Genomic DNA, 11,860 nt, shown 5'->3' on the forward strand with positions numbered 1-11,860 from the left:
GTGCGGCCGTGCCGCCTCCTTCAGACCTGGATCAGGCGCTGGTGGTGTCGTTCTTTTCGGCAGGCGCGGGCGTTTCGGCCGGGGCGGGCGTTGCCGCCGGCGGCTCGATCCGGGCCTTGGGCGCGGGCTCGTCGGCCTCGGTCATGCCCTTCTTGAAGCTGGAAATGCCCTTGCCGAAATCGCCCATCATGTCTGCGATCCGGCCACGGCCAAACAGAACGAGGACAACGAGCGCGATGATGAGAAGCTGCGGCCAACCGATACCCATGGCAAATCTCTCTTACTTGTGTGCCCTGCCGATATAGGAGTTCGGTAGCGCAGATGCCACCCGCCTTTCAGTGTACGAAGCGAAAGAACGATGCGGTCATGCGCCCTCCTCGTCCTGGTGGGCATCTTCCTCTTGATTATCAGGCTCATCCGGATCGAATCGCATGGCCGTTTCCAGCGCCTCGTCGATCGGATCGAGCAGCCCCGCAGCGCGCAATTCGTCGATGCCGGGCAGATCGCGGCGCGATTCGAGCCCGAAATGGCCGAGGAATTCTGGTGTGGTAGCATAAATCACTGGCCGTCCCGGCACCTCGCGGCGGCCCGCCAGCTTTATCCACCCCGCCTCCATCAGCACGTCGAGCGTGCCCGCGCTGGTCTGCACCCCGCGGATCGATTCGATCTCCGCGCGGCTGACCGGTTCATGATAGGCGATGATTGCGAGAACTTCGGTGGCAGCGCGGCTTAACCGGCGCACCTGTTCCCTTTCCCGGCGAAGCAGATGCGCCAGATCGGGCGCGGTCTCGAAATGCCAGCGCTTGCCGCGCTCGGCCAGATGGAAGCCGCGCGCAGCATAGTGCGCCTGCAGCGCGGTGAGCGCAGCGCGCACCTCGCCCGCTGCGATCCCGCCCAGATGGGCCGCGAGCGCCTCCACCGTCATCGGTTCGTCTGCAGCAAACAGCGTCGCCTCGACCGCACGTTCGAGGGTGCCCGGTTCGCCCTTCGTCTGGCTCAAGGCGCCGGTCTCAGCCCCCATCATTGTGCCGCACCTTCCTTCAACCGGCGGATGCGAAGGGGAGCGAACGCGCCATCCTGATCGAGTTCTGCCCGCCCCCGCCGCGCCAACTCCAGCGCCGCGACAAAACTGGATGCCAGCGCCGAACGCTTGAGTGCGGGGGATGCATGGGGCGGCAGGAAGTCGCGGATTTCCATCCACTCCAGCGTCACGCCAAGCATTGCCGAGACCCGCTCCAGCGCGCTGTCGAGCGTCATCACCGGGCGGTTCGCAACGTGGTAAATGCGCGGCGCGGTGCGTGCCTTCACCTGACCATAGGCCTGAATCAGCGCGAACATGTCGCTGCGCCACACGGTCTTGCGGTCGGTGCGCAGGCCCTCAGGCGCGCCGCGCAGAAACACGTCGCGCCCGATTCGGTCACGCCCCATCAGCCGCGCCGCGGCCTCGCGCATCGCGCCAAGGCGCTGCAGCCGCAATTGCAGGCGCAGCGCCAGTTCTTCAGGCGAAGGGTCTTCCTGTTCTTCCTTGGGCAGCAGCAGCGCGGACTTGAGATAGGCCAGCCAGGCCGCCATCACGAGGTAATCGGCAGCCAGTTCCAGCCGCATCTCGCCTGCGCGCTCGATATAGGTAAGATACTGATCGACCAACGCAAGGATGGAAATCTGGCGCAGATCGACCTTCTGCCGCCGCGCGAGGTCGAGCAAAAGATCGAGCGGGCCTTCCCAGCCATCGAGTTCGAGATAGAGCGCGCTCGTATCCGGCTTGGCCGGATCGGCGGGCGGGAACATGAAGGGCGGGTCGGCCCCCTCCCAACCCGCACTCATGCGGCGGTTCCGGTCAGCGCCAGCAGCGCATCGCGCGTCGCCAGGAGTTCGGCCTGTTCGGGCGTCATGCCGGGGGCAAGACGCGTGCCCGCCAGCGCCCGGTCGAGCCGCGCGGCGGTGGCCTCGGACATGGTCGGCAGCACGTTGCAGATGCCCTGCATGTCGGCCATTTTCCCCCAGCAATTGAGGACGATGTCGCAGCCTGCAGCGTGCGCGCGCGCGGCGCGTTCGGGAATGGTGCCGCCCAGCGCCTTCATGTCGATATCGTCGGTCAGCAGCAGGCCGTCGAAACCGATAGCGCCGCGGATGATATCGGCGATGACGGTTGGCGACAGGGTGGCGGGGTTTTCCGCATCCCACGCGGTGAACACCAGATGCCCGGTCATTCCGATCAGCGCATGTTTGAGCGAGCGGAACGGGGCCAGATCCGCCTCCAGCTCCGCCGCATTGGCAGAGACGGTGGGGAGCGCCTTGTGCGTATCGACATCGGTGCGACCATGGCCGGGCATATGCTTGATACAACCGGCAACGCCGCCCGCCGCCAGCCCTTCCAGCACCGCCCGCCCCAGCGCGGCCACCTGCATCGGATCGGCCCCGAACGCCCGGTCGCCGATCACGTCGTGGGCACCGGGAATGCGCAGATCGAGCGGGGGATGGTAATCGACCGTGATCCCCATCGCCGATAGTTCCAGCGCCATGGCCGTGGCATTGGCCCGCGCCGCGGCAATCGCGCTGGCAGGAGCAATGGCATAAAGCCGCGCGAATGCCTCACCCGAAGGATAGTCCGCCCAGTGCGGTGGACGCAGGCGGGCGACGCGCCCCCCTTCCTGATCGATCGACACCAGCAGCCGCTCGCGTCCGTGGATGGAACGCAGATCGTCGGTCAGTGCGCGCAGTTGCAACGGATCTTCGCAATTGCGACCGAACAGGATGTAGCCCGCCGGGTCGGCCTCGCGAAAGAAGGCGCGTTCATCCGCAGTCAGTTGCGTGCCGCTCAAGCCGAAGATCGTCGGGGTCATGATCGCAGCCTTGCAGGCAAGCCGCAGTCAGGCAAGCGGCGTAACCATTCGCAACGGGGAAAAACCGGCCTCTCGCGCGCTTACTTGACCTGGCAATCGAGCCCGTCGGATTTCAGCGCCGAACACAGCGCCTGCGCGGCGGCACGATCGGCGGCAATCGCCTGCAGACGGTAGACGGTGCCGATATCTACCTTGCCCTCGACCACGCGGTGCTTCACCCCGGACAGCGTAGCAGTACGCCGCGAAAGGTCGCTCCAGCCCTGTTCGGCTCGCGCTCGCGACGAATAGGCGGCAAGCTGCACGCCAACGCCGGACAGGTCCGCAGCGGCAGCTTGCACGGGACTGGCAGAGGGAGCAGGCTTGGGCGCGGGGGGCGGCGCTTCGGGTGCGGCCACCACCGCTTCGCGCTGACCGCCCTCGCCCACCACGGGCGCGACATTGCCGGTGCCCGCGAATTCCTTGCCGCCCGGATTTTCGGGCCGTTCCTTGATCGGGCCTTCCGGTGCGGCGATCACGCTGCCATCAGCCACGGCATCGCTGCCTGCCGCGCGGTTGGAAACGTACCACACCGTTCCGACCACCACCGCCAGCAGCACGATCAGCAGCGCGGCAAAGCCGAGAATCTGACCGGCATCCAGCCCGCCCGCGGCCTCGTCATCCTCGTCGGATTCGAGCCATGGGAGGTTGTCGGTATCGGCCAGATCAAGCTCGCCGTCGCCCACGTCCAGTTCCTCGTATTCGGCATCGATCATGGCCCAGCCCCGCGCCCTTCCGGCAATTCATCACATGGATTCTACCGCCTCGACGCCGAGCACGCCGAGACCATTGCGGATCACTTGCCCGATTGCCTGCCCGAGGAAAAGCCTCGCTCCCGTCAAGCTGGCATCCTGTTCCACGATGAACCGCTTTTCCACGCGGTCATTACCGAGATTCCAGAAGGAGTGCAGATCGGACGCCAGATCATAGAGGAAAAAGGCGACTCGGTGGGGTTCGCGGGCGCGTGCCGCCGCCTCGATTTCGCGCGGGAACTGCGCGGCGCGGCGAATCAGCGCGATTTCTTCCGCGCCCAGTTGGTCGAGCGGCGCCGCATCGGGCGCAAACCCGGCCTCGGCGGCTTTGCGCAGGGTCGAACGAATCCGGGCGTGGGCGTATTGCACATAGAAGACGGGGTTGTCCTTCGACGCTTCGACCACCTTGACGAAGTCGAACTCCATCTGCGCTTCGGGCTTGCGGGTCAGCATGGTGAACCGCACCACGTTCTTGCCCACTTCGTCGATCATGTCGGCAATCGTGATGAAATTGCCCGAGCGTTTGGACATCTTGGCCGGTTCGCCACCGCGCATCAGCTGCACCATCTGCACCAGCTTGACGTCGAACGGGATCGGGCGGCCCTCGCCTTCGGACAGCGCGGCGACGGCGGCCTTGATCCGCTTGACCGTGCCCGCGTGATCCGCACCCCAGATATCGATCAGCTCGTCCGCACTTTCCGCCTTCTGCATATGATAGGCGAGATCCGCGCCGAAATAGGTCCACGCGCCGGAGGATTTCCGGATCGGGCGATCCTGATCGTCACCGAATTTCGTCGAGCGGAACAGCGGGAGTTCGATCGGCTCCCAGTCTTCGGGCGGTGCCTTGCCCTTGGGCGCTTCGAGCACGCCGTCATAAACCAGATCATGCGCGCGCAGCCAGGCCTCGGCGGTTTCGGGCTTGCCCGCCGCCTGCAGCTCGGCCTCGGACGCGAAGACATCGTGGTGAATGCCCAACATCGCGAGATCGGATTTGATGAGCTCCATCATCCGCGCGACTGCTTCTTTACGGAACATGGGCAGCCATTCTGCCTCGGGCGCTGCTTGGTACTTGTCGCTGTAGGTTTCAGCCAATGCGCTTCCGACCGGCTTCAGATAATCGCCCGGATAAAGGCCTTCGGGGATAGCGCCGATGTCCTCGCCCAGCGCTTCGCGGTAACGCAGGTGCACCGAGCGCGCGAGTGTATCGACCTGACCCCCTGCATCGTTGATGTAATACTCTCGCGTCACCCTATGCCCGGCCCATTCGAGCAGAGTGCCCAACGCATCACCGACCACTGCGCCGCGGCAATGGCCCATGTGCATCGGCCCGGTCGGGTTGGCCGAGACATATTCGATATTCACCCGCCGCCCCGCACCCATCTGCGACCGGCCATAATCCGCGCCCATCGCGGCGATGGCCTGCAACTCCGTCAGCCATGCATCGGGCGCGAGGCGCAGATTGATGAATCCGGGTCCAGCGATGTCGGCACTGGTGATCGCCGGAAAAGCGGCAAGCTTTGCTGTGATCGCCTCTGCCAGTGCGCGCGGGTTCATGCCCGCGCCCTTGGCCAGCACCATCGCCGCGTTGGTGGAAAGGTCGCCGTGAGCGGCATCGCGCGGCGGTTCCAGCGTGACATTGGCGAAGGTCGTGCCAGCGGGCAGAACGCCATCGGCAACCAGATCGGCCAGAACGGTTTCGATCAGCGCCGCATAGGCGGCATAGAGGGTCTTGGTTTCGGTCATCGGGTTCTCGTGCGGAAGGCGCGGAATATCGCGGATGCAAAGATAGGAAGCGCAGGTCCGGGTCAAGCCCGGGACAGCGAAGATAGGAAGCCAGTCAATCGACGCCGCAGGCGTCGCAAGTGCGACCGCGCGCCCGCAGGTGCTCCGACGCGAAGCGGCGGAAACGCGCCGAGGACGCGGGCGCGGAGGCGCCCGCGAAAAGCATCAACGCCTGACGTTGTACGCCAGCTGATCCTCGCTCAATTGAAAGCCGACCAGCATTTCGAAGCGGGTGCGTGCAATCGCGGCCTTCACTTCGGGATCGGCGAGCGGATCGAGCGCCGCATCAACCTCCCCCGCGCGACGTCGTCGGGTGATCTTGTCGCGGATATCCTCGGGCAGCGCGGCATCAGCGCGGTTGACGAACGAACCCGCCTTGGCAGTCGCCACGGCACGCTCCTGCCCGTCGGCGAAAGTCAGCGTGACCTCGCCCACCCGCTTGCTGACCACTGCGTTGCCGCCGCGCAGCACCGTAACGAAATAGGGCAAGGTCACCGTGCGGCTGCCGCGCAGATCGGTGCGGCGGGCATGGACCTCGAATATCGCCTCGCTGTAGATCTGTTCGCCGGTTTCGTTGCAGGTGGCCCGAAGATTGGTCATCGCCGCGCTGACATCGAGACTGGCGACGCTACGATCGCTACCTGAACGGAAGGTGGTGACGTCGCCGGTGTAATCGGGGATGCCGACAGCCGGGCAAGTGGTCAGCACCGATGCGATGCCGACCCCCTGATCGACAACCAGCTCACCTTCCCTTGAGCAGCCGGCCAGCGCTGCCACGGCAGCAAGGACAGGAAGGGCACGGGTGCGAAACATCATTGAAGGGCTGTCCTCGAAAACCGGATCCATCTGCGCCAATGCGCACGCACGCCCTAGCGAGACGCGGCGCAAAGCGCTAGAGGGTGAGACATGAACGCGCCCTTTCCCGCATCCACCGCTGCAGCTGGTGATGATTCCGTCAATGAGCGGCCTCCCCTCAACCTGCTGATCGCCGCGCCGCGCGGCTTCTGCGCCGGGGTCGATCGAGCCATCGAGATCGTCGAAAAGGCGCTCGAGCGCTATGGTTCGCCGGTTTACGTCCGGCATGAGATCGTCCACAACAAATACGTGGTCGAAGGATTGAAGGCCAAGGGCGCGATCTTCGTCGAGGAACTGGACGAAGTGCCTGACGATGCACCAGTGGTGTTCAGCGCGCATGGCGTCCCCAAGGCCGTCCCGGCCGAGGCCAAGCGCCGCAAGCTTTTATATGTCGACGCCACCTGCCCGCTGGTTTCCAAGGTTCACCGTCAGGCCGAACGCCAGATCGAAAAGGGCCGCCACATCATCTTCATCGGCCATGAAGGCCACCCTGAAGTGATCGGCACCATGGGTCAGGTCGCGCCGGGCCAGATGACGCTGGTCGAGACCATCGAGGATGTCGACAAGCTGCCGTTCGACGCGGACGAGGAACTCGCCTATCTGACGCAGACCACCCTGTCGGTGGACGACACCCGCGAAGTGATTCACGCGCTCGAATGGCGTTATCCCAACATCTCCGGGCCGCGGGCGGAGGACATCTGCTACGCCACGTCGAACCGGCAGGCGGCGGTCAAGGAACTGGCGCAGGATTGCGATCTGGTGCTGGTGATCGGCTCACCCAATTCGTCCAACGCCCTGCGGCTGGTCGAGGTCGCCGAACGGCTGGGCACACCGTCCAAGCTGATCCAGCGCGCGGACGAGATCGATTTCGCGTGGCTCGAAGGGGTCGAGACGCTGGGCCTGACAGCAGGCGCATCGGCTCCGGAAATCCTCGTGCGCGAGGTGGTTGCGGCGCTTGCCTCGTATCGCCCGATTCACGAGAAAACCATCACTGCCGCGGAAGAAAAGATGGTGTTCAAGCTGCCGCGGTTGCTGACCGAGTAGTCACGGGCGCACGGGGGCTATAGCGGCGTGGCGGTGTACACCCATCTGGGGGCGGAGGATCTTGCCCGGTTGATCGCGCATTATGACGTGGGCGAGTTGGTGTCGGCCAAGGGCATTGCCGAAGGCGTGTCCAATTCCAACTGGCTGGTCGAAACGACCGGCGCGGATGGCAGCAAGGGGTCTGGGGGCGCGCGGTTTATCCTGACGCTGTACGAACGGCGGATCGACACTGCCGATCTGCCCTATTTCCTCGATCTGCTCGATCATCTTGCGAGCAAGGACTGTCCGGTGCCGCGCACGATGCACGACCGGGACGGCGCGTCCTACCGGATGGTCGAGGGCAAGGCAGCGGCCCTGATCGAATTTCTCCCCGGCGTATCCCCCACCCGCCCAACCCCCACTCAGGCGCATGCTGTAGGCGAGGTATTGGCACGGCTGCATCTGGCGGCGCTCGATTTCCCCCGCACCCGCGCCAACGCGATGGATTTCGCTGCGAGCGCCGCGATACTCGATGCGTGCGGGGCAGACCGGCTGGCGACCATCGACGCTGCCCTGCCCGCCATGCTGGGCGCTGCCCGCGCTGCCGCCGCGCTCGATCTATCGGCTCTGCCGCAATCGCAGACCCACACCGATCTGTTCCCCGATAATGTGCTGATGCTGGGCGATCAGGTCACTGGCCTGATCGATTTCTATTTCGCCTGCACCGGGCCGATGGCGCTCGATCTGGCGGTCACGCACGCAGCATGGTGCTTCGACGGGGCGAACGCCTATTTGCCGCAGCTCGGCACCGCGCTGATCGCAGGTTATGAGAGCGTCAGGCCGCTCGAACCGGAGGAGCGGGTGTTGCTGCCTGAGTTAGCGAAGGGCGTGTGCCTGCGGTTCGTCGCCAGCCGCGCGGAAGACTGGCTGGACACGCCCGACGATGCGCTGGTGACCCGCAAGGACCCGATGCAATTCGTGGAGCGTTGGGGGTTTTACGACCGGATCGGTGCCGGGCTGCTTGCCTGATGCACCGCTTCATCCCTAGGGCAAGGCCATGAAACAGGTCGAAATCTACACCGACGGCGCCTGCAAGGGCAATCCCGGACCGGGCGGCTGGGGCGCCATCCTGCGCATGGGCAGTCACGAAAAGGAACTTTCAGGGGGCGAGGCCGATACCACCAACAACCGCATGGAACTGATGGCGGCGATCAAGGGGCTGAGCGCGCTGATCGAACCGTGCAAGGTCGATCTGTATTCCGACAGCAAATATGTGCTCGACGGGATGAGCAAGTGGATTCACGGCTGGCAGCGCAATGGCTGGGTTAACGCCAGTAAGAAGCCGGTGCGCAACGCCGATCTGTGGCACGACCTGATCGAGGCTGCACGCCCGCATCACGTCAGCTGGCATTGGGTGCGGGGCCATAATGGCCATCCCGAAAACGAACGCGCCGACGCACTCGCAAGTGCGGCGGCGGATCGGATTGTGCAGGGTTAATTGAGCAAGTACATGCAGGGCGGAGATTTTCTGATCCCCGCCCCGACACGAAATTTCCTACAAGCGCAAGATTCTAACTATTGTCTTCCGTCGGCGCGCCGGGGCCGTTCGTCTTGATCGAATCGATCGCGTTCTGCGCGCTCGACTTGCTCGAATAGCCCTGCGTCGAGAACATCACTTCGGAATTGTACTTGAACCGAACGCGGAACTCGCCGGCGTTATCCTTGTAGATTTCGAACTTGTGGGCCATCGGCTTTCCCTCCTCAGCGTTAACTTGAGTTAGGAACGTGCCAGATCGAGCCGCGCTTGGCTAGGCCGTTTGGATTGATTTTGCGCGCTGAAACCGCCCGGGCGCATAGGCCGCCGGATCGATCCCGTCGGTCATCGCATCCGGTCCCTGCCCCAGCGCAAGCTGCGCGCCCAACCGGGCAGCGGCGGGCGCGGTCTGGATGCCGAAACCACCCTGCCCCGCGAACCAGAAGAAGCCGCTGTCTGCCGGATCAGGGCCATAGACCGGAAGCCGATCGGGCGCGAAGCTGCGCAAGCCGGCCCAGCGCCGTTCGACCGCTTCGATCCGCCAATCGGTCGCCTGCTCGAAGCGATCGATCGCAATCGCCACATCCAGTTCACCCGGCGCGACATCGGCCGCATCCGAGGGAATCTCGTCGTGCGGGCTCAGCCACAGGCGCCCGGCATCGGGCTTGAAATAGAAGTTGCCGCTGACGTCGAGCACCAGCGGCAGATCGGCCGGTGCCTCGGGTGCGACCCGCAATTGCACCACGGTGCGGCGCAGGGGCTGAATGCCGAGCGGCGCGACCCCGGCGAGACCGGCGATCCGGTCCGCCCACGCCCCCGCAGCATTGACGATCCGCGCCGCCCGGAATGCGGCCCCGCCCCCGGTGGCGATGCGCCAGCCGCCCGGTTCGCGCTGCAAATGGGCAACTTGTGCGCGGCATACCACCTCTACCCCGGCCCGGCGGGCGGCGGCGAGATAGTGCTGGTGCAACCCGGCCACGTCGATATCCGCGCAGGCGGGTTCGTAAATAGCGTCGCACCACGCCGTGCGCATCTCTGGCACGTGGCGCACCAGCGCCTCACGCCCGATCCGCTCGATCGTCACCCCGGTCCCGGCAAAGGTGGCCACGAAATCATCCACCGCCCCGCGATCCTCGGCCCGCCCGACATACAGCGCGCCGCGGGTCGTCAGAAAACCATGCTCGCGCAGGTAAGGGCCCGAAGCGAGCGTCAGCGGCACCACGCCGGGACCGCCGTAACATTCCTCCCAGAACGCGGCCGAACGCCCGGTGGCGTGATAACCGGGCGCGTCCTCGGCCTCGAGCAGCAGCACCCGGGCATGGGGGCCAAGCTCGGCAGCGATGCTCGCTCCGGCCATTCCGGCGCCGATGATGGCGAAATCCCAGACTTCACCGCTCATGTTGCCGGAGCCACCCGGTCGAGGAAGTCCGCAATCGCCGCCATCGCACGGTCGCGCACCGGATCGATCTCACGCAGGATTTCGTGGTGCGCTTCCGGACCGAAGGCGACCAGTTCGCCCTGTGGCAGGCGGCTGGCTGCACGCACGGCGGCGGGGTGGCTCACCAACTTGTCGGCGCTCGTCGACAGGATCAGCACCGGCACCGCGACACCCTCCAGCGCGCCCGCCTGCTCCAGACCGCGCGCCGAGGCATAGGCGCGTTCCACCCAGCGCCAGCTGGCGGGGCCCATCACCAGCTCCGGACGGTGATCGCGCCACCATTGTTCGTCGGCATAACGGTCTGCGTCATGCGTGAGGAGATGGGCGCGCGCGGCAGGCATTTCGCCCGGCTTCTCGCTCCACTTCCACGCCTGCCGCGCCGGATCGCCAACGGCGTTCATCGCCCTTGCCACGCCATGCAGCAACGGCAACGGCAATGGCGGGCCATTGACCCCGATCATCGGCGCGCTGAGCACCACCGCAGCCGGATCGACCCGCCGTTCGACGAGCGCGCGCATCACCAGATGCCCGCCCATCGAATGCCCGGCGAGGACATGCGGGCCGGGCGTTTCGGCGACCCAGCGTTCCCACAAGTGCGCAAGATCATCAATCCAGACGGCGAAATCCTCGACATGGCCGGTCACCGCATCCTTGCCCAGCCGCCCCGATCCCGCCTGCCCGCGCCAATCGGCGGCAGTTACCTGCCACCCGGCACGGTGCCATTGCTCCAGCGTTTCGAGGTATTTTTCATAGGCGTCACCGCGCCCGGGCAGAAACAGGATCGAGCCGCGCGCAGGATCGCCCACGCCAGTTCCTGTTCCGGGCCAGTCGATCCGGCGCAGCACATGCCCGTCGGCCGCCTGCCAGATGCTTTCGCGCGCCGCCGGCGGAATGGCCCTGCGATCGATCGCTGCGGAATCGCGATTGTCGTAAATCTGGAGCCTCCGAGCTTGGTTACTTTTTGGTAAGCAAACGCCTGTAGCACTGCACCCATGAAGACCCGCAACGCAGATTGCGCGGGGCAGCTTCGGGGGCACGATGATGACAAGCACCATTCACTACGGTCTGCTGATTGCCTTGGCAATCGCGCTGGTCGTGGCCGCGTTCACCGATATCAGGCATCGCCGGATCGATAACTGGCTGAACGGTGCGATTGCGCTGGGTGCGCCGCTGTTCTGGTGGTCGAGCGGATTGACGCTGTGGCCCGAAGTGGCGCTGCAACTGGGCGTTGCGGTGGCTGCATTCGCGCTGCTGGCGGGCCTGTTCGCGCTGAAGATGATGGGCGGCGGCGATGTGAAGCTGCTCACTGCGCTGGCCCTGTGGGTTCGCCCGGACATTTTCCTGAACCTGTTGATCGTCATGGCATTGGCGGGCGGCGTGCTGACCATCGTGATGGGCGTCTGGCACATCATGCGCAAACAACGCGACCGGTTGGCGATTCCCTATGGTGTGGCCATCGCCTTTGGCGGCCTGTGGGTGCTTTATTTCAACCTTTTTCCCGCGGCCGCGACAGCCGCCGCCGCGCAGTGAACCTGATTTTAACCAGTCAGGTCTTACACATCGAAACCATACCTGCCCGCTAACCAACCTAGGGCGA

14 protein-coding genes are annotated in these 11,860 nt (G+C 65.2%); 4 read left to right on the plus strand and 10 right to left on the minus strand.

The features are described 5' to 3' along the window. Positions 1-31 precede the first annotated feature (31 nt). The 7 genes from tatA to J3454_RS05420 all read right to left on the minus strand — a co-directional run bounded on the left by tatA (position 32) and on the right by J3454_RS05420 (position 6,229). Positions 32-268 carry a twin-arginine translocase TatA/TatE family subunit gene (tatA, locus tag J3454_RS05390; RefSeq protein WP_349512717.1) on the minus strand — a complete coding sequence of 79 codons (237 nt, stop codon included), beginning with the start codon at positions 266-268 and terminating at the stop codon, positions 32-34. Positions 269-364: 96 nt separating this feature from the next. Then, positions 365-1,024, minus strand: a complete 660-nt coding sequence (gene scpB, locus J3454_RS05395; RefSeq protein WP_349512718.1) for an SMC-Scp complex subunit ScpB — start codon at positions 1,022-1,024, stop codon at positions 365-367. Next, entirely contained in the window at positions 1,021-1,824 is an 804-nt protein-coding gene (locus J3454_RS05400; protein ID WP_502878564.1) for a segregation and condensation protein A, read from the minus strand. The genes scpB and J3454_RS05400 overlap by 4 nt, the downstream gene beginning before the upstream one ends. Next, entirely contained in the window at positions 1,821-2,843 is a 1,023-nt protein-coding gene (gene nagZ, locus J3454_RS05405) for a beta-N-acetylhexosaminidase (protein WP_349512719.1), read from the minus strand. Before nagZ ends, J3454_RS05400 begins: the two co-directional genes overlap by 4 nt. 80 nt (positions 2,844-2,923) lie before the next feature. Continuing rightward, positions 2,924-3,595, minus strand: coding sequence for an SPOR domain-containing protein (locus J3454_RS05410; RefSeq protein ID WP_349512720.1), 672 nt, complete (start codon positions 3,593-3,595; stop codon positions 2,924-2,926). A gap of 30 nt (positions 3,596-3,625) precedes the next feature. Continuing rightward, positions 3,626-5,374, minus strand: coding sequence for an arginine--tRNA ligase (gene argS / locus J3454_RS05415; protein ID WP_349512721.1), 1,749 nt, complete (start codon positions 5,372-5,374; stop codon positions 3,626-3,628). A gap of 204 nt (positions 5,375-5,578) precedes the next feature. After that, positions 5,579-6,229, minus strand: a complete 651-nt coding sequence (locus J3454_RS05420) for a hypothetical protein (protein ID WP_349512722.1) — start codon at positions 6,227-6,229, stop codon at positions 5,579-5,581. A gap of 90 nt (positions 6,230-6,319) precedes the next feature. Here J3454_RS05420 and ispH point away from each other — a divergent pair, with 90 nt between their 5' ends. From ispH to rnhA, 3 genes are read left to right on the plus strand one after another with little or no spacing between them, the layout of a single operon-like run. Then, on the plus strand, positions 6,320-7,312 hold the full coding sequence (gene ispH, locus J3454_RS05425) for a 4-hydroxy-3-methylbut-2-enyl diphosphate reductase (RefSeq protein ID WP_349512723.1): 993 nt from the start codon (positions 6,320-6,322) through the stop codon (positions 7,310-7,312). Between the two features lie 27 nt (positions 7,313-7,339). Beyond that, the gene (locus J3454_RS05430) at positions 7,340-8,320 is read left to right on the plus strand and encodes a homoserine kinase (RefSeq protein WP_349512724.1); all 981 of its coding nucleotides are present in this window, start codon (positions 7,340-7,342) and stop codon (positions 8,318-8,320) included. A 28-nt stretch (positions 8,321-8,348) separates the two neighbouring features. Beyond that, entirely contained in the window at positions 8,349-8,789 is a 441-nt protein-coding gene (gene rnhA / locus J3454_RS05435) for a ribonuclease HI (protein ID WP_349512725.1), read from the plus strand. A 73-nt stretch (positions 8,790-8,862) separates the two neighbouring features. Here rnhA and J3454_RS05440 read toward each other — a convergent pair whose 3' ends face one another. From J3454_RS05440 to J3454_RS05450, 3 genes are read right to left on the minus strand one after another with little or no spacing between them, the layout of a single operon-like run. After that, positions 8,863-9,039, minus strand: a complete 177-nt coding sequence (locus J3454_RS05440; RefSeq protein ID WP_349512726.1) for a YegP family protein — start codon at positions 9,037-9,039, stop codon at positions 8,863-8,865. Positions 9,040-9,099: 60 nt separating this feature from the next. Continuing rightward, positions 9,100-10,224, minus strand: a complete 1,125-nt coding sequence (locus J3454_RS05445; RefSeq protein ID WP_349512727.1) for an NAD(P)/FAD-dependent oxidoreductase — start codon at positions 10,222-10,224, stop codon at positions 9,100-9,102. Further along, entirely contained in the window at positions 10,221-11,198 is a 978-nt protein-coding gene (locus J3454_RS05450) for an alpha/beta fold hydrolase (RefSeq protein ID WP_349513144.1), read from the minus strand. Before J3454_RS05450 ends, J3454_RS05445 begins: the two co-directional genes overlap by 4 nt. A 103-nt stretch (positions 11,199-11,301) precedes the next feature. Here J3454_RS05450 and J3454_RS05455 point away from each other — a divergent pair, with 103 nt between their 5' ends. Next, entirely contained in the window at positions 11,302-11,793 is a 492-nt protein-coding gene (locus J3454_RS05455; protein WP_349512728.1) for an A24 family peptidase, read from the plus strand. Positions 11,794-11,860 lie beyond the last annotated feature (67 nt).

The sequence above is a fragment of the Erythrobacter sp. NFXS35 genome, assembly GCF_040148725.1.
Classification (GTDB): domain Bacteria; phylum Pseudomonadota; class Alphaproteobacteria; order Sphingomonadales; family Sphingomonadaceae; genus Erythrobacter.